The 18,683-nt window shown below is 40.4% G+C and carries 13 protein-coding genes; 9 read left to right on the forward strand and 4 right to left on the reverse strand.

Annotated elements, in window-relative coordinates; genetic code table 11:
- Positions 1-92 precede the first annotated feature (92 nt).
- From H6G08_RS31350 to H6G08_RS31385, 8 genes are all read left to right on the forward strand, one after another.
- Positions 93-3,032, forward strand: coding sequence for a PAS domain-containing protein (locus H6G08_RS31350; protein WP_313943322.1), 2,940 nt, complete (start codon positions 93-95; stop codon positions 3,030-3,032).
- A 17-nt stretch (positions 3,033-3,049) separates the two neighbouring features.
- Positions 3,050-3,475 (forward strand): response regulator, encoded by a 426-nt coding sequence (locus tag H6G08_RS31355; protein WP_190550378.1) that lies wholly within the window; start codon positions 3,050-3,052, stop codon positions 3,473-3,475.
- A 5-nt stretch (positions 3,476-3,480) separates the two neighbouring features.
- Positions 3,481-5,763: a hybrid sensor histidine kinase/response regulator gene (locus tag H6G08_RS31360; protein WP_190550306.1), complete on the forward strand. Its 2,283-nt coding sequence runs from the start codon at positions 3,481-3,483 to the stop codon at positions 5,761-5,763.
- Between the two features lie 296 nt (positions 5,764-6,059).
- The gene (locus tag H6G08_RS31365) at positions 6,060-6,779 is read left to right on the forward strand and encodes a class I SAM-dependent methyltransferase (protein ID WP_190550308.1); all 720 of its coding nucleotides are present in this window, start codon (positions 6,060-6,062) and stop codon (positions 6,777-6,779) included.
- Between the two features lie 222 nt (positions 6,780-7,001).
- Positions 7,002-8,882 (forward strand): ABC transporter ATP-binding protein, encoded by a 1,881-nt coding sequence (locus tag H6G08_RS31370; protein ID WP_190550310.1) that lies wholly within the window; start codon positions 7,002-7,004, stop codon positions 8,880-8,882.
- 489 nt (positions 8,883-9,371) lie between these two features.
- A complete protein-coding gene (gene cobA / locus H6G08_RS31375) occupies positions 9,372-10,925 on the forward strand; it encodes a uroporphyrinogen-III C-methyltransferase (protein WP_190550311.1) in 1,554 nt (517 codons plus the stop codon).
- A gap of 110 nt (positions 10,926-11,035) precedes the next feature.
- Positions 11,036-11,626, forward strand: a complete 591-nt coding sequence (gene coaE, locus H6G08_RS31380) for a dephospho-CoA kinase (RefSeq protein ID WP_190550313.1) — start codon at positions 11,036-11,038, stop codon at positions 11,624-11,626.
- 907 nt (positions 11,627-12,533) lie between these two features.
- On the forward strand, positions 12,534-12,860 hold the full coding sequence (locus H6G08_RS31385) for a hypothetical protein (protein ID WP_190550315.1): 327 nt from the start codon (positions 12,534-12,536) through the stop codon (positions 12,858-12,860).
- A 243-nt stretch (positions 12,861-13,103) separates the two neighbouring features.
- Here the strand turns inward: H6G08_RS31385 and H6G08_RS31390 are convergent, their stop codons facing one another.
- From H6G08_RS31390 to H6G08_RS31400, 3 genes are all read right to left on the reverse strand, one after another.
- The gene (locus H6G08_RS31390) at positions 13,104-14,507 is read right to left on the reverse strand and encodes a hypothetical protein (RefSeq protein ID WP_190550317.1); all 1,404 of its coding nucleotides are present in this window, start codon (positions 14,505-14,507) and stop codon (positions 13,104-13,106) included.
- Between the two features lie 230 nt (positions 14,508-14,737).
- Positions 14,738-16,132 (reverse strand): TldD/PmbA family protein, encoded by a 1,395-nt coding sequence (locus tag H6G08_RS31395; RefSeq protein WP_190550380.1) that lies wholly within the window; start codon positions 16,130-16,132, stop codon positions 14,738-14,740.
- A 123-nt stretch (positions 16,133-16,255) separates the two neighbouring features.
- On the reverse strand, positions 16,256-16,516 hold the full coding sequence (locus tag H6G08_RS31400; protein ID WP_190550319.1) for a MoaD/ThiS family protein: 261 nt from the start codon (positions 16,514-16,516) through the stop codon (positions 16,256-16,258).
- A gap of 557 nt (positions 16,517-17,073) precedes the next feature.
- On the opposite strand from H6G08_RS31400, the gene H6G08_RS31405 reads away from it, so the two are divergent.
- Complete coding sequence (locus tag H6G08_RS31405; protein WP_190550321.1) at positions 17,074-17,880, forward strand: basic amino acid ABC transporter substrate-binding protein; 807 nt, start codon at positions 17,074-17,076, stop codon at positions 17,878-17,880.
- Positions 17,881-17,954: 74 nt separating this feature from the next.
- Here the strand turns inward: H6G08_RS31405 and H6G08_RS31410 are convergent, their stop codons facing one another.
- A complete protein-coding gene (locus H6G08_RS31410) occupies positions 17,955-18,173 on the reverse strand; it encodes a hypothetical protein (RefSeq protein WP_190550323.1) in 219 nt (72 codons plus the stop codon).
- Between the last annotated feature and the right edge of the window lie 510 nt (positions 18,174-18,683).

The following is an 18,683-nucleotide window of genomic DNA, read 5'->3' on the forward strand; positions in this document are numbered from 1 at the left end:
CTGCCCAATGCCCCATGCCCAATGCCCCATGCCCCATGCCCCATGCCCAAAGATATACTTAAAGATAGATTCATCAAAAATTTATCAGGCCTGTGTTTTCTAACAGCGAAGTAGCAAGACTGGAAGCCTTACATCAGTATCAAATTCTCGATACAGAAGCGGAAACAGCCTACGATGATATTGCTAAGTTAGCTGCATTTATTTGTGGTACTCCCATAGCTTTAGTTAATTTTATTGCCGAAACTCGTCAGTGGTTTAAAGCCAAACTAGGTATAGATGTACCGGAAATGCCCCGAAGTGTGGGTTTATCTTACCTTTGCTTAGAAAGACAAGAAATGGTAGTGATACCAGATGTTTTGACTGATGCAGAGTTGGCAAAAAATCCGGTGGTGGTTGACTATCCCTTTGTGCGGTTTTATGCGGGTGTGCCTTTAGTTACTCCTAAAGGTGATATTCTCGGTACTCTCTGCGTGATTGATAATGTACCGCGAGAACTCAACCAGCAACAAATAGAAGCACTTCAGGCTCTTAGCCGTCAGGTAATTGACCAATTAGAGCTAAGACGCCATGTAGCGGAATTATCTCGTAAGACTGCAGAACAACAGCAGGTAGAAGTTGCTTTGCGCCGTAGTCAGCAAAAGTTGACAGATTTTGTGGAGAATGCTGCTGTTGGAATGCACTGGGTAAAGGCTGATGGCACAATTATTTGGGCAAATCAGGCAGAACTTGACCTTTTAGGCTACAGTCGCTTTGAGTATATTGGGCATTCTATCACTGAGTTTCATGTGGATCGCCATGTAATTGAAGATATTATGGCAAGATTGGGCAGAAATGAAACTCTACAAAACTATGAAGCCCGATTGCGTTGCAAAGATGGCTCAATTCGTTATGTATTAATTCACTCTAACGTGTTGTGGGAAAATGGCAAGTTTATCCATACGCGGTGTTTTACCAGAGATATTACCACCAGGAAAAAGATAGAAGCTGCTCTCAAAGAAAGCGATCGCCGTTTAAGATTAGCATTAGAGGCAGCTAAATTGGGTTCTTGGGAGTTAAACTTAGCTACAGGCAAGTTAAATACATCGAAGCAGTGCAAAGCTAACTTTGGTTTGCCAGAATCCTATGAATTTACCTATGAGCTATTATTAGAAAGCATTCATCCTGAAGATCGCACTTACATGCAAGAGTCTGTGCAACAAGCGCTTGTCAAGCATGGCGATTATGAGGCAGAATACCGCAATATTTGGCCGGATGGTAGCGTTCACTGGGTATTGGCTAGAGGTGTCGGTATATACGACAATACTGGTATTCCTACGCGGATGATTGGCGTTACCCTCGACCTCACCGCCCGTAAGCGAGCAGAACAGGCGTTACAAGAAAGCGAGCAACGTTGGCAATTAGCTCTACAAGGTAATAATGATGGCATTTGGGATTGGAATGTGCAAACTAATGAGGTATTCTTTTCTCCTCGCTGGAAAGAAATGCTCGGTTATCAAGACCATGAAATCGTCAATAATATAGAGGAATGGTCTAAACGAGTGCATCCTGACGATTTAGATTGGGTATTACAAGCGATTCAGGATCATTTTGCTAAAAAAACACCTTATTACGTCACCGAGCATCGCGTCCAATGCAAAGATGGCAGTTATAAATGGATTTTAGATCGGGGACAAGCACTCTGGGATAATGCGGGTAATGTCGTGCGGATGGTAGGTTCCCATACCGATGTTGACGATCGCAAACGCGCCGAAGAAGAAATTAAACGCCAAAATCGGCGATCGCAATTATTCTCAGAAATTACCCTAAAAATCCGCGAATCCTTACAATTAAATGATATCCTGCAAACAACAGTCACGGAAATTCAAAAACTCCTCCATGCTGACAGAGTCTTAATCTTTCGCCTGTCCTCAGATGGTTCGGGTACAGTAGTACAAGAAGCGGTGTTACCTGGCTTAACTGTCACCTTGGGACAAACTATTGACGACCATTGCTTTAAGGAAAATTACCTAGAAAAATATCGTCAAGGCAGAGTCAGCACGATTACAGATGTAGCTAAAGCAAATATTAGCGACTGTCACCGGGAATTTTTGCAGCGATATAGTGTCCAAGCTAACCTAGTTGTACCCATATTAATTAGAGATGGCGTCTGGGGTTTGTTAATCGCCCATCAATGTCATAGTCCGCGAGAATGGCAAAGTTCTGAACTAGATTTACTCCAACAACTAGCCAACCAAATCGGCATTGCTTTAGCTCAAGCCCAACTTTTAGAACAAGAAACCCGCCACGCTCAAGAATTAGGGCGTTCTAATAGCGAATTAGAACAGTTTGCTTATATTGCATCCCATGACTTACAAGAACCATTGCGCATGGTGACGAGTTATTTACAACTCCTAGAACGGCGGTACAAAAATCAATTAGATGCTCGTGCCGATGAGTTTATCAACTATGCTGTAGATGGTGCCCAACGGATGCAAACCTTAATCAACGATTTATTGAATTATTCCCGCGTCAGTACCAGGGCCCAACCCTTTAAATTAGTTGATTGTAATACGGTGTTAGCAAAAGCGATCGCTAATTTGCAAATCGCCATTCAAGAAAGTCAAGCCACAATTACAGCCGAACCTCTCCCCCAAGTAGTTGCCGATAACAGCCAATTAATTCAAGTATTTCAAAACTTGCTAGCCAATGCCATTAAATTCCGCCAAGAGGAACCCCCGCAAATTTACATCACAGCTACCAGAAACACTAGAGAATCAAATCCCGCAAATTCTCACCGCCATTCCTTAGAAGCAGAATGGTTATTCTCATTCCAGGATAACGGAATTGGTTTAGAATCTCAGTATGCTGAAAAGATTTTTGTCATCTTTCAACGGTTACATAGTCGAAGTAAGTATCCGGGTACTGGAATTGGTCTGGCTATTTGTAAGAAAATCGTAGAACGCCACGGTGGCCGCATCTGGATGGAGTCGAAACCGGGGAAAGGCTCGATTTTCTACTTTACCATTCCAGAGCAAACAGGAAAGCAACCGTGAACGATCGCTCTCTACTTATGCCTATCGAGGTTTTGTTAGTCGAAGACAATCCAGGCGATGCGCAACTAACACGCATCGCCTTAGAAGATAGCAAAATTTCCGTGAATCTCAGTGTTGTAGAAGATGGGGTAGAAGCAATGGCGTTCTTACGCAAACAAGATAAATATGCTACAGTACCACATCCCGATATTGTGCTACTGGATTTAAACCTACCTAAAAAAGATGGTCGTCAAGTTTTAGCAGAAATTAAAAGCGACCAACATCTCAAAAGAATTCCTGTAGTTGTGCTAACAACCTCTCAAGCCGAAGAAGATATTGTTAAAGCCTATAATTTAGCAGCCAACTGTTACATTACCAAACCTGTTGACTTCGATCAATTTGTGAGAATTATCCGGACTATAGAAAACTTTTGGTTTGCGATCGTCAAACTCCCACCGGAGTAATAGCAATGACAGGAGAAATTATCAAAGTTCTCTTAGTGGAAGATAACCCCGGTGATGTCCTATTATTACAAGAATTTTTAGAGGATGTCACCCCGACCTTAGTCGAATTAAAACCAGTTGAGCAGCTAGACGAAGCATTAAATTATTTACTGCAAGAACATTTTGATGTCATGCTCTTAGATTTATCTCTCCCAGATAGTCAAGGATTAGAAACCTTTATTCGCGCCCATCATCAAGTCAAATCAATACCGATTATTGTCTTAACGGGAATGGCTGATGAAAATTTAGCCTTGAGAGCCATGCAAGAAGGCGCACAAGATTATTTAGTTAAAGGACAAGTTACAGGCGATTTATTAGTTCGTTCCATGCGTTATGCTATCGAACGCCAACGCATTGAAGATGCTTTAAGACATAGTGAAGAACGTTTCCGCGTCGCCTTAAAAAATTCTCCAATTTTTGTCTTTAACCAAGACCAAGAATTACGTTATACCTGGGTTTATAACCCCGCCTTTGGTTTAACCTCCGAACAAATGTTAGGTAAAAGAGATTCAGAATTAATTCCCTTAGAAACCGCCCAATATTTAACAGCATTAAAACTCGGCGTATTAGTCACAAATGTCGGGATTAGAAAAGAAGTATCGCTGACAACAGCCCAAGGAACTAAATATTACGACTGCACCATAGAACCATTGCGCAACGAAGCCCAACAAGTAATTGGCATCACCGGTGCTTGTATTGATATTAGCGAACAACAAGCCGCCCTAGAACAGCGCAAATTAGATAATGAAACCATTCGCGAACAAGCCGCATTATTAGATATTGCTACCGACGCTATTCTTGTCCGCGATTTACAAAATAAAATTTTATTCTGGAACAAAGGCGCAGAAAAACTTTACGGTTGGTCAGCAGCCCAGGTTATAGGTAAAAAAGCTAGCGAAGTGTTGTATATTGACGAACAAGCATCAGAAATTGAAACCGCACTGTTAACTGCGATCAGTCAAGGTAAGTGGGAAGGCGAGTTAACTAAATTTACCAAAACCGGGAAAGATGTTTTAGTTTCTAGTCGTTGGAGTTTAGTTTGTGATGAACAAGGTAAACCCAAATCAATCCTCACCGTAGACACAGATATTACAGATAAAAAACGCTTAGAAGCCCAATTATTCCGCGCTCAAAGATTAGAAAGTATTGGCACTTTAGCGAGTGGAATTGCCCACGATTTAAATAATATTCTCACACCAATTTTAGCCGGAGCGCAACTACTACCCCTCAAATTTCCCGATGCTGACGAACGCACTCACCATTTATTAGAAATTCTGGAAATTAACGCCAAACGGGGCGCTGATTTAGTCAAGCAGGTATTATCCTTTGCTAGGGGTGTAGAAGGTAAACGAATTAATCTGCAAATCAGACATCTGATTGTGGAAATTTCTAAAGTCTTAAAAGAAACATTACCAAAAACAATTCAAGTCTCCGTTGATGTTCCCCACGACTTGTGGATAGTTTCCGGCGATAGTACGCAAATCCATCAAGTGTTAATGAATCTCTGTGTTAACGCCCGCGATGCTATGCCAAATGGTGGTAATTTAACAATCTCTGGCAAAAATTTGTTTATTGACGAAAACTATGCCCAGATGAACTTAGAAGCCAAAGTCGGCCCTTATATTGTGATTACAGTCAGCGATACAGGCGTAGGTATTCCTGATGAAAATCTCGATAGAATTTTTGAGCCATTTTTTACCACCAAAGAAGTCGGACAAGGTACCGGGTTAGGACTTTCCACAGCCTTAGGAATTGTCAAAAGCCACGGTGGTTTTGTGACTGTATATAGCGAAAAAAATGCGGGAACGCGGTTTAAAATTTATTTACCAGCCATTGAAGGGATAGAAACCCATCAAATAGATGAGCCGCAAGTGGTAAACGCCCAAGGGGAGACAATTTTGATTGTAGATGATGAACCGGCAATTCAAGAAATTACGCAAACATCCCTAGAAACCCATAACTACAAAACCATTTTAGCCAGTGATGGCATTGAGGCGATCGCAGTTTATGCTAAACATATAGATTGCGTTAGCGTTGTCCTCATAGACTTAATGCTACCTTCCCTCGATGGCGTCACAGCCATCCGCACCTTAAAGAAAATCAACCCCAACGTCAAAATTATTGCTACCAGTGGCTTGATTTCTAAGCAAAAAATTGCCGCCTTAGCCAGTACTGGCGTCACCACATTTCTACCCAAACCCTACACCATCAACGAATTATTGCTGATGTTACAGCAAGTCATGGCTTGATCAGAAGAAAGGCAGGGGGCATGGGGTAGGGGGCAGGGGGCAGGGAGCAGATGTAGGTTGGGTTGAGGAACGAAACCCAACACCCCCAAGCTCTGTAATTGTTGGGTTTCACTCCGTTCAACCCAACCTACTAGCGCTGCAAGTCTAAAATGTTGGGTTGACTAATCAGAGACTATGTTTATTGTTTGTGGATTTTCTAGATTGTTTTAACCCAATATTTTAAGCTTGTCACGCTACTACGCATCTTTGTCTAAACTAAAACTTGACTAAAATGAGAGAAAATTAGTACAGTCCTAATGTCTAAAAAGCCTTCGCCGACACCTTTCAACCTCCCTAACCATAACCCAGACAGATGGCAAGAAAGAATCGCCCAAGTTGCATTAAGGTTTAACAAGGAATATCAAAATCAACCCTTTGACTTACCAGCCGAAGTCCAAGAAATGCCAATCTATCGAGATTGGATTGCTGGTACTTTACCTGGAAGGATTGCTTCTGGCTTTTGGGAAATCGCCAAACCGCAAAAAAATCAGCAATGTTTAGATATTGGCTGTGGTGTCAGCTTTTTAATTTATCCTTGGCGCGATTGGCAAGCATACTTTTACGGTCAAGAAATTAGTATCATTGCCAGAGATACCCTCAATTCTCGCGGTTCGCAGTTAAACTCTAAGCTATTTAAGGGAGTGGAGTTAGGCGCAGCGCATCAGTTAAAGTATGCTGCTGATCAATTTGATTTAGCGATCGCTACAGGATTTAGCTGTTATTTTCCCCTAGAATACTGGAAGGCTGTATTGCTAGAAGCCAAGCGAGTCCTCAAACCCGGCGGAATCTTCGTCTTTGACATCCTCAACCCCGAACAGCCACTAGCAGAAGATTGGGCGGTGCTGGAAACTTATTTAGGTGCAGAAGTATTTTTAGAACCCCTAGCTGAGTGGGAAAAAACAATTAAAGCCACTGGCGCTAAAATTCTCTCCCGTCAGTCAGGAGAATTGTTTAATTTATATAAGCTGCAATTTTGATTCAATTCAAAATTCAAAACTTGTACTGAAGCTCACTCGAAGTATTCGCCCATTAAACAAAGCAAATTTTGATTGATAACAACAGACGCGATTAATCACCATGTACAGACAAGGGTTATCGCGTCTCCAACAAATGACAAATGACAAATGACAAATGACTATTGACTCTTCCCCTCCAGGACAGTAGCAAAAGGCGTAGGTATTTCATATAATGCTTGTACTATGAGCACCTACCCATCCCTCAAAAAATCTGACACACAATACCGTCGGCGTGACAATGACTGGCGGTTATTTTTACGCTTAGTACCATACGCCCGTCGTCATGGAAAATTACTAGCGCTGTCAATGCTTTTACTCGTACCCATCGCTATAGCTAACGCGGTACAACCACTCATCATTGGACAAGCAATTTCTTTAATTCGTCAAGAACCTAGCGTTTACGAATTTCTGAAAAATCGTCCTTTGATGCAAGGGTTAAACATTTTAGAAGGTTTATTACTGGTAGCGATTATTATCAGATTGATATTAACTGGTTATCAAGGGTATCTCGTACAGAAACTAGGACAAAATATCACAGCAGTCATTCGTGACGATTTATTCCATCACGTAACATCTTTATCTGTACGTTTCTTTGATCGCACGCCTGTTGGTAAATTAATTACCAGACTCACCAGCGATGTAGAAGCTTTGGGAGATGTGTTTTCTACCGGCGCAGTCGGGATTGTCTCCGATTTATTTTCCATGCTGGTGATTATTGGTTTAATGTTTTCTCTGCAATGGGAATTAGCAAGTTTATTGTTGGTAATTCTATTACCCATTAGCTTGGTAATTGTTTATTTACAAAAACAGTATCGCCAAGCTAACTACAAAGCCAGAGAAGAACTATCAATGCTGAATTCTCAGCTACAGGAAAATATTGTTGGAATTAATGTAGTTCAACTATTCCGCCGCGAAAGATTTAATGGACAATTGTTTCGTAAAACTAACGAACGTTACAAACATCAAATCGATAGAACAATTTTTTATGATTCCGCAGTTTCCGCTATTTTAGAATGGATTAGCTTAGTCGCGATCGCTGGCGTTTTAGTATTAGGTGGTTCGTTGTTGCTGGGTAAGACAATTACCTTTGGAATTTTATCATCATTTGTGTTATATGCCCAGCAATTATTTGACCCCTTGCGCAACTTTGCGGAAAAATTCACCGTAATTCAAGCAGGTTTTACGGCGATTGAGCGAGTTACGAATATTTTAGACGAACCGATAGAAATCCGCGATCGCTATAATTCTCGCATTTCCATTTATGATGCCAAATTCGGTTACATAGATGAAGTAGTAGCGAATCTAGAATCCCCCAATCCTAACCCTACACCAGAATTAGGCGAAATCCGCTTTGAAAATGTCTGGTTTGCTTATAAAGATGATGATTACGTCATTAAAAACTTAGATTTTACCATTCGTCCCGGCGAAAAAATTGCCTTAGTCGGCCCTACAGGTGCAGGTAAAAGTTCGATTATTCGTCTTTTATGTCGTCTTTACGAACCCACCCAAGGACGAATTCTCGTTGATGGTGTCGATATTCGCGACTTACCGCAAGCAGAATTACGTCGTTATTTAGCCGTAATTTTACAAGAAGGATTTCTCTTTGCTGGTGATGTTAAAAGTAATATTACCCTGGGCGATAACTACAGTTTTGATGAAATTCAAACAGCAGCACAACAAACAAATATCGATCAATTTATTGAACTATTACCCCAAGGATATGATACGCAATTAAGAGAAAGAGGGACAAATCTTTCGAGCGGACAAAAGCAGCTTTTAGCCTTTGCTCGTGCTGCCATTCGCAATCCGCAAATTTTAGTATTAGATGAAGCCACCGCTAGTTTAGATGTGGGTACAGAAGCCTTAATTCAGCAAGCATTAAATAAACTTTTGGTAAGACGTACCGCGATTATTATCGCTCACCGTTTATCAACAATTCGCAACGTCGATCGGATTTTTGTGTTGAAACGTGGCGAACTTATTGAGCAAGGAAGCCATGAAGAATTAGTTCATCAAGGGGGTATGTACGCTACATTACATCAATTACAAATGTTAGGCGCTTAGGAAACTCCAAAAAATAAATTATGCCAAATTGTAGGGGCGGGGTGCATTGGTGTCAACTTAAGTATCTCTGGCTTACCCAATAGACCGCCCACAGGCTGTAAGCCTGGGGCTAACGCTACAAAGCCCACCTTTGTGGGCTAAGAAAATTCAGCCCACACAGGTAAGCTCATGTTCAATTAGCCGCACCCTTCGAGGGTGACGGCGGTTTATTGGGTAAGCGAGGGGTTGGGGATGAAGACAAAACCTTGTCAACCAAAAGGGTTTCACGTTAAGTTGACACCAATGGGGGTGACCCCGCCCCTACGAGTTGTTATCAAAAGTTGGCGTAACCACCACAAATGACAAATGACAATTGTACAGACGCGATGAATCGCGTCTCTGACAAATGATACCAATTCGCCAAAATTCAGCAACAGATCCAAACTCATAAACCCTGGTTGTATATGGATTTCTTAATTTTGAATTTTGAATTTTGAATTTTGAATTAGTATGACTAACACAACGGGCAAAGTTTACCTCCTGGGTGCGGGGCCAGGAGATGTAGCATATTTAACAGTAAAAGCCGATTATCTCTTACAACAAGCGCAGGTATTGGTATACGATGCCCTGGTAGATGAGCAATTATTGCAGCGCGTCGCGACTGATTGTCTCAAGTTAGATGTCGGGAAACGTGGCGGTAAACCCAGCACACCCCAAGCAGAGATTAATCAGTTATTAGTCAACTACTGTCAGCAGGGTAAACAAGTTGTGAGACTGAAATCAGGCGATCCGTTTATTTTTGGGCGGTGTACTGCGGAAATTCAGGCTTTAAAAGCTGCTGGCTGTGTATTTGAAGTAGTACCGGGTATTTCCTCCGCCTTAGCCGCACCGTTACTCGCAGGAATTCCCCTCACAGATCCAGTTTTCAGCCGTTGTTTTGCAGTTTTAACCGCTCACGAACCAGAAGCTTTAGACTGGGAAGCTTTATCTAGGCTAGAAACATTAGTAATTTTGATGGGCGGACAACATCTAGCTGAGATTATACATCGCCTAATTCGTCAAGGGCGATCGCGTCTCACACCTATAGCCATTATCCGCTGGGCAGGAACAGTTAATCAACAAATTTGGACAGGGGAACTGGGAAATATTTTAGAAATAACCGCTGGTTTATCGCTTTCACCCGTGGTAATCGTCATTGGCGAGGTAGTTGGGCTACGGAATTACCTCCAACCTGAGAAAATAACCTCAGAGCAGTTAATCCTTCCAACCATGACAGCTAATTCCCAACTTCCCCTCAATGGTAAAACAATCTTAGTCACCCGTGCGGCGGGACAATCTAGCCAATTTTGCGATCGCCTGACAGCCGCAGGTGCTAAAGTAATTGAAATGCCGACTTTAGAAATCGGCCCCCCTGCAAGTTGGCAAGCCTTAGATAATGCGATCGCAAATTTAACTGACTTTGATTGGTTAATTCTCACCTCTACCAACGGCGTAGACTACTTTTTTGACAGATTAACCGCAATTGGTAAAGATAGCCGTCACCTAGCTAATGTGAAAATAGCCGTAGTTGGCGAGAAAACAGCCCAAAGTTTAAAAAAACGCGGTTTACAACCCGATTTTATTCCCCCTAATTTTGTTGCTGATTCTTTAGTAGAACACTTTCCCGAACAATTATTAGGTAAAAAAGTATTATTTCCCAGAGTTGAAAGTGGCGGCAGAGAAGTTTTAGTCAAGGAATTAACAGCAAAGCAAGCACAAGTCATCGAAGTTCCCGCTTATCAATCTTGTTGCCCGAGTAATATTCCCGCAACTGCGGAATTAGCCCTAAAAAATCACGAAGTAGATATAATTACCTTTGCCAGTTCTAAAACAGTGCAATTTTTCTGCCAATTAATTAATAGCAGATTCCCCAGTATTGCAGATGTCTTAGCCGGAGTTTGTATCGCCTCCATCGGCCCCCAAACCTCAAAAACCTGCCATGATTTACTAGGAAGAGTCGATGTAGAAGCCGAGGAATATACTCTAGATGGCTTAACCCAAGCATTAATTATCTGGGCACAATAACAATGTTGACTGTTGACTGTTGACTGTTAACTGTTAACTGTTAACTGTTGACTGTTGACTGTTGACTGTTGACTATTGACTCTTAACCAATGCCCCATGCCCCATGCCCCATGAATAAACGCATTATCGGCTTAACTGGAGGTATCGCCACAGGTAAAACTACTGTCGCTGATTATTTGGCTAATGCTTATAATCTGCCGATTTTTGACGCAGATATTTATGCTAGAGATGCAGTAACGGTAGGTTCGCCAATCTTAAATGCGATCGCTCTACGTTATGGTACAGATATTCTACTCCCAGATGGCAGCCTCAACCGTCCTAAATTGGGGGAAATTATTTTTTCCCGTCCAGAAGAACGTAATTGGGTAGAGGGTATAATTCATCCTTACGTAGGCGATCGCTTTCGTCAAGGAATTGCCCAATCTTCTGCACCCACATTAGTCTTAGTCATCCCCCTACTGTTTGAAGCCAAGCTAACTCATTTAATGACGGAAATCTGGGTAGTATCTTGTTCTCCATCTCAGCAGTTGCAAAGATTAATGCAGCGCAATCACTTAACTCAAGAACAAGCACAGGCGCGAATCAATAGCCAAATGTCTCTTGCAGAAAAAGCCGCTCTCGCAGATGTGGTGTTAGATAATTCCTCTACACTAGAAATATTACTGCAACAGGTAGATAATGCTCTGATAAAAGGTACCTGATTTAATAATTCAATTTGATTTTTACGGGTACATTCCAGTTTTGAAAACGCCCGCAGGCTGGAAGCCTGGGGCTATAAAGACGAAGCCTGCCTCCGCAGGCTATAAGTTTTTGAAGCCTGCGGAGGCAGGCTTTGTTTGTGTAGCAATACCCTTCTAGGGTATTGATTAAAAAAGTGGGATGCTCCCATTTTTTCTTTCATGTGACAGTCCAATTACTGTCACTTAAAATACAAAATTAATTGTAAATCTGTTACTTTACCACATTTACCAGCAATATACTGATTTTTTGATTAGATTGATATAAATCTTGGTATTTTCACAGTAGACGAAGATATTAACTAGGTTGTAAACTGTTGGATAATTGAGCATCTATATTGAGGGTATCAAGCTAAATATAACCAAATTAACCCTAGTATTAGACATGATATAGGGGTCAGAGGCAAGCAAAGCAATGGTTAAAATATAGCTTCATTAACCCAAGATTGATTTTTTCGGGTACTGACTTTTTCAAATACGCAATAAAAATAACCGGACTATATTTGGTGAAGTTTTACCTAATATATCCGCAGTTACTTGTTTACTGATACATAAAATCATATCTTGATTTTATCGGTATCTAATTGAATTTTTGCAGATGTGATTTTTGCTAATTAAAGCAGTTATTACCAAATATCATCAGGTTTTACTAGACATAAATATACTTACTTGGTAGGCATAAATCAATTAAAAATTTTCTGCCTTTGACTAATCATCTAGATCAGAGTTTCGTTGTAAAAAATAATTTTTTACTATCGGAGGAAATATCTGATTAAATTAGATATTATCAAAAGCGAATCTTTTAACTTCTAATTTTCAATTGTTAATGCTATTAACAACTGGCGCTTAAAAATAATTGGAGAACTCACTTATGTCTTTAATTAAAACAGGTATTAATTTCACCTTTATTTTATTCAGTGTGTTCTTACCCCTACGTTCTTTTGGCAAGGAATTAAAACTCAATCATAAAGTACATGACTATAGCCAATTAGTTGCGGGAAAAGATTACATCTTAGAAATTATTGACGAAGGTATGAAAGCTTACATGACCGCAACAGGTAAAGATATTAAACCCGAAGATTACATTATTTTACAATCAAATTCTCAAAATTATCGCTATAAAGTTGAGTCAATAGATTACTATACAGATCCATCCGATATGTGGATGGCGTTACTCAAGAAAGTTAGATTTGATTGAGAAGGCAGGAGGCAGAGGGCAGAAGGGAAACCCCTATAAATAAATTTAGTAGGGGCGGGTTTATTTGGATCTTTGTTAATAAATGGGGATATCGGTGAACCCGCCCCTACTTTAAACCCTTTTGGCAGAGGGTAAAAATTATATTTTCTTCCTTCAGCATAGCTGCCTCCTGCTCTCTGCCTTTCTTCGATCATTAATATATAATTTTATCGGGTGAGCATTGCCCACCCGACAAAATGCTATTTATTGAATATTGACTAAAAAATGGGCAATTAAGCTATTTCTTTCATAGGAAAGTAAGTAAAGATGCAACAGATTTGGGTTATCTTTATCTAAATGCATAATTGTCCCATCAACGCCTAATTGGTGATGATTAAGCCAACGATTTTGAGAATCTAGCAACAGGCTAAAATATGGATTTTCATCGGGATGTTTTTTGTTTAAGTCTGTGTAGCTTTGGATAAATGGCGGTAATCCTATACCTAATGGCATAGATAAGCCTTTAGCATAATCAGCAATTGGTAATTTTGGTAACTCTTGTAAGTTAAACCCGCTAATTAATAATTTATTCTTTTCCCCTGTTTTGGTATCGGTAAATAACAACTCAATTTCCTGTAAATTGGCTTGATTATTCACAGGCTTCACGTTACGTAAAATACCTTTCTCAAATTTACCGATTCGCCAATATTGAGTATTCCAAGGTTGGGTGGGTTGATAAAATCCTGGCGCACGAAAGGTTGCAAATTGGATTTCGCGTTGATTGTTGTAAAAATCTCGCCAAATTGTCAGGTTTTTGGTAAGTGTAGTTCTAATTTTTCTCGTCTGTTCTCCAGCAGAAATGATTCTTTCATCTAAAGGAAAGGTGATATTAGCTGATTTTTCATCAATTACAGTTCGCAGGAGATTATTTTTAATTAAAGCATGGCTTGGTTCTTGCCAATGTTCTAATTGCCACCAATAATCCCAATAGGAAATTTTATTATTACTTTCAAAGAGATTTTTGTAATATCCTAAGGGGAAAGTAAACCAACCTTGGTAATACAAAGATTTATTGTTATCCTCTTTCGTAAATAGTGCTACTTCCCAATAACCAGCATTTAAGCAATTGTTACTTAAGGCAATTTCGGTGAGATTTTCTGTTTCAAAACCATCGCCGCCAGTAATTTCGATATTTTCGGAATTAGCGGGAAAACTTACCTGCTGTCGGTTCCATTCTCGCTCAATTAAAGCTATTAATTCTAAATTTTTATCTTTTTTTACCCATTCTGGGACTTTAGGTACTAGTAATTGCAAGTCAACATTTTTGATAATTATCTTTGCTGTTTTGCTGTTTGTTGGTTCTAGGACAAAATCAAAGCGGTTAGCATCTTTTTTGAGAATAGTTAATTTACGATTAGCATATCTTTGGTAATTTTTGCTGAGTAAAGCCGGATTAGCCGGATAATCAGCGTTAGAAAATTCTGTGATTTTAACTGGCATTTTATTAGTAAATTTATACCTACCAGTAAACCAGAAACCACCTAAAGCTAGTAAAGCAAAAAATACAATTAAGGAAGTAAAGCCGATTGTCTTTTTAGTAAGTCTGAAATTAAATCTGCTCAATAGGGAATGAATGGCGCTGCTTTGCGTCTGGGAAGTTTTATTCATGACTCAACTACCTCTCACACTAAATCCTGTTAACAGAGGGGAAAATTTTGATGAGCAGTTTTCCCTCTGTTAGTTAATTGCTGATACAAATACAACAGGATTTACGCAGAGCATGAACAAGTCAAACATGGGATGTGTTTGCCCTATTCTTAACAGCATAGCCTACAGATTCGTAATTCGTAATTCGTAATTCGTAATTAATGATTAATAATTACGAATTACAATTTTTTTTAACTTTCGCCACCAACTACTACGTCACGAATTCGTAAACTGGGGCCGCCACAACCTACAGGTAAACCATTTTGTCCGCCTTTACCACAACCACCGGATTCATCCCAGTAAAAGTCATCACCAATGGCTTCAATATCAGCTAATGTTTGAAAAACGTTACCGGAAAGGGTGACATCTCGCACAGGTTCGGCTATTTTACCGTTTCTAATCATCCAGGCTTCGCCAGCACTAAAGGTAAACATTTCGCCATTAGTCATTCCACCTAACCAATTACGCGCATATACCCCTTCTTTAATGTTAGTAAATAAGTCTGCAACTGGTGTTTTACCGCGTTCAATCCAGGTATTTGTCATCCTGACTATGGGCATAAAATGATAATTTAAACACCGTGCATTACCTGTGGGTGTTTCATCTAATTTGCCGGCGGTTTCACGAGAATGCAAACGTCCAACTAATACACCATCTTTAATTAGTTGGGTGGTGGTGGCTGGCGTACCTTCGTCATCGTAAAAATAACTACCACGATGTCCTGCTGGTGCAGCACCATCAAAGATTTGCAATTCTTCGGGGCCAAATCTTCTACCGATGGTCATAACCTCTAATAAATCTGGGTTTTCGTAAGCCATGTCTGCTTCCGAAAGATGTCCAAAGGCTTCGTGGACAAATAACCCAGTAAGTATGGGGTCGATGACGACGGTATAAGTTTTACCTTTGACTGGTGGTAGAGCTAAGGCTGCGATCGCTCTTTGAGCTGCACTTTTAACTTGTGTGTCTAAATTGGTTAAATCTTCGTAACCTTTGCGGGAACCGGTGGTTTCTCTCCCGGTTTGTACTGTTTCGCCGTTTCTCGCTGTCGCTGCAAAGCGCATTTCCATATCCACCCAAGATTGCTCAATTAATGTTCCTTCGGAAGTGGCGAGGATAATTTTTTGGGCGCTATCAGCGTAGCGGACTGAAGTTGTAGTGATTCGCGGATCGACGCTTTTGAGGACATCAGAATAGCGATCGCATAATTCTTTCTTCTGACTTAAAGAAATTTTGCGCGGATCTGTCCCCGTGAGGGGAAGCTGACATATTGTTTGAACTGGATCTATCGGTGCGAGTACAGTTTCTTCATCGCCTACCATGCGCGCAGCAGCGATCGCTTCTTCGATCCGTTCTTGAATTGTTGAAAGTCGATTAAAACAGCTGAGTCCCCAGCCACCTTTATAACAAGCGCGAATATGTCCGCCCATTGAAATCCCTTCGCTCAAGGTTTCTACCTTGTCTCCCCGCAACAAGATATCTGTACCTTCTGCTTGTTCTAAGCGAATCATCAAGTAATCTACACGAGATGAGTAGCGGGAAATTAAATCAGCAAGCAAATTTTGGACATCAGCAAGTTTGTTCGGCATTTCGTAGGTAGTAACCATGAACCATGACCAACTGCAATTAGGGTGCAAATATTCGAGCAATATCTGCTACTCAATTACTAGTCTAAGGAATTTCCCTGGTTCCTGGCGATTCACCGGAATGATTTAACCTCCGCTTACCGGTGGAATTAACACTACTTCATCACCATTTTGTAAAATAGTATCTGGTTTCACAAATATCAGATTAATTCCATAGCGGGTAACATCTCGCCATTTGCTCAATTCTGGATGTTCGGCAATTAAGCGATCGCAGACTGCACTCACCGGTGTTTCGTCAGGGAATTCTAACACCAGTTCTGATTTTCCACAGGCTTCTTGATATGCGGCAAATAGCTTGACGGTTATAGTAATTGCAGAATTAGACATATTATTTACTGTTCCCCATTCACTAATCTGGGGATTTCCGATTTTGAAATTGCATTATTCCTGAGAGGCTTTCACCGACACCAGGTAATTATGTTTATGCTTTAAACTTTATGATGAAAGCAAAAATTTTCTTGGAAACATAATACTACTTTATCTATCATTCAGTGAAATTTTTTCTATAGCAATCCGATTTGATGCGGATAAATTATAGGCGTAGTTAGGTATCTGTTGCCCTCGCTTATTTTCAAGTTAGTCCCTCACGAGAAAATCTCACAACCAAACATGAATAGCTGTTTTTTTCATGCCCCATGACGCCAGTTGCTTCAAGTCTGGCGACCGAACGCACTGGCTCCCCCATGTGCCATGCCCCATGCCCATTTTTGACCTAGAGAGCGATTCACAAAAAACCGAGAACTGACAAGAAGTTTTTACAAAACTAATTATTTTAGCTAATATATTAGCGAAAAATTAGATATTTATATTCACAATTCACATCAGTATTAATGGGGAAACAATATCAATAATTGTGTAACTACACTCTGTAACATTTATATTTGATGACAGTGAAAGTAATTAAGTGGAAATGGCATCAACTAATTTTGGGCTTAAGCTGTCTGCTATTAACGGTTGCTTGTCATGGGTTGCTGCAAACGAATAGCATTAGCTCAAACTCTGGATGGAAAACGCTGAAAGTAGCTACAGATCCCACCTTTGTACCCTTTGAGATGAAAGATGCTAATGGTAATCTTGAGGGGTTTGATATCGATTTGATGAATGCGATCGCTCAGGTAGCAGGTTTACAAGTGCAATGGGAAAGTCTACCCTTTGATGGCATGATATCCACATTACAAGCCAAAAGAGTAGATGCAGCGATTAATGGGATTACCATTACCCCCGAACGCCAGAAAACAATTTCCTTTTCTCGACCTTATTTTAAAGCTGGACTTGCGATCGCAGTTCGCGCCAACAACCAAGATATTCAAGACGTAAACAGCCTCAAAGGTAGAAAAATAGGCGTGCAAATCGGCTCAACAGGTGCAGATTTCGCCAAAACCATCCCCAACGCCCAAATTATTACCTTTAATTCCGGCCCTGATTTCTTTCAAGACTTGCAAAATGGTAACGTTGATGCAGCAATTAGCGATGCCTTTGCTACATTGTATGCCATTAAAACTGGTCAACTCAAAGGTATTAAAGTTGTGAGTAATCTGCTCACAGAAGAATTTTATGGGATTGCTACACCCCATAATTCTCCTTATTTAGAGACAATCAACAAAGGTATAGGCACTTTGTTGGCTAATGGAACTTATGAGCAAATTTATCAAAAATGGATGGGTACTAAACCGCCAAAGTTACCAAATTAGTCAGAGACGCGATTAATCATAGACGCGATTAATCATAGACGCGATTAATCGCGTCTCTACAATTGTCAATTATTCTACTCTTTGGTAAAGCCAATCATCTCGTCGGTGGGTTCATCTAGCATTTCTGGGACTAAAGCTGGGTTGGAGCGACGTTCTTCGGCTGATTGTTCGCGGATGACATCATCCATTTTCGCTGGATGTTTGATTTTATCCAGGGTTTCTGGGCTTAATTGCGATGCATCACCTTCAGGATTCATCTTTTCGGCTTGACTAGGAACAGTTTCTTTATTCATGACTATTTACCCCAATTTATACGCCAAGCTTAAATTTTCTGGTTGCTAGTTACACACTATCTGGGGGCTTAAATTGCTCATCCTGGGGACGCAATAAGGCTTCTAGATATGTGGGTAATAACAAGCGCTTGAGGCATAGGGCATTAGTGAGAGTTAATCCCAATCCGCATTTTGATACGTAATTGTAGGGGTTTCCCCGCCCTTGTTTGGGGTTCAATGTTGACATTTACAAACACAGTTTAACCCAAAGCTTAATCTGAGCTAACCTAAAGATGATGTTTAAAAAAAATTTTGTATTTATTTTTATCTTTAGTTAAAGTAAGGCAAAAGAAAAGAAAATGTTTTCACATAAGCGTTTTAAACTCAATATAAACAGATTTAAAACCTCTGCCAATATTGAATTTGTAAATTTAAAATTACAGGGATTGATAATCAAGGTACGCGCTTCTGGGCATGGCGGTGCCAGTGCCCCTACAATCAACGATAATCTGTATCTCAAAAACTGACAAT

The sequence above is a fragment of the Calothrix anomala FACHB-343 genome, assembly GCF_014696435.1.
GTDB lineage: Bacteria > Cyanobacteriota > Cyanobacteriia > Cyanobacteriales > Nostocaceae > Aulosira > Aulosira anomala_A.

Coding starts and splice junctions, on each gene's coding strand:
- H6G08_RS31355 (WP_190550378.1), top strand. CDS start 3,050: ATGCCTATCGAGGTTTTGTTAGTCGAAGACAATCCAGGCGATGCGCAA.
- H6G08_RS31360 (WP_190550306.1), top strand. CDS start 3,481: ATGACAGGAGAAATTATCAAAGTTCTCTTAGTGGAAGATAACCCCGGT.
- H6G08_RS31365 (WP_190550308.1), top strand. CDS start 6,060: ATGTCTAAAAAGCCTTCGCCGACACCTTTCAACCTCCCTAACCATAAC.
- H6G08_RS31370 (WP_190550310.1), top strand. CDS start 7,002: ATGAGCACCTACCCATCCCTCAAAAAATCTGACACACAATACCGTCGG.
- cobA (WP_190550311.1), top strand. CDS start 9,372: ATGACTAACACAACGGGCAAAGTTTACCTCCTGGGTGCGGGGCCAGGA.
- coaE (WP_190550313.1), top strand. CDS start 11,036: ATGAATAAACGCATTATCGGCTTAACTGGAGGTATCGCCACAGGTAAA.
- H6G08_RS31385 (WP_190550315.1), top strand. CDS start 12,534: ATGTCTTTAATTAAAACAGGTATTAATTTCACCTTTATTTTATTCAGT.
- H6G08_RS31390 (WP_190550317.1), bottom strand. CDS start 14,507: ATGAATAAAACTTCCCAGACGCAAAGCAGCGCCATTCATTCCCTATTG.
- H6G08_RS31395 (WP_190550380.1), bottom strand. CDS start 16,132: ATGCCGAACAAACTTGCTGATGTCCAAAATTTGCTTGCTGATTTAATT.
- H6G08_RS31400 (WP_190550319.1), bottom strand. CDS start 16,516: ATGTCTAATTCTGCAATTACTATAACCGTCAAGCTATTTGCCGCATAT.
- H6G08_RS31405 (WP_190550321.1), top strand. CDS start 17,074: ATGACAGTGAAAGTAATTAAGTGGAAATGGCATCAACTAATTTTGGGC.
- H6G08_RS31410 (WP_190550323.1), bottom strand. CDS start 18,173: ATGAATAAAGAAACTGTTCCTAGTCAAGCCGAAAAGATGAATCCTGAA.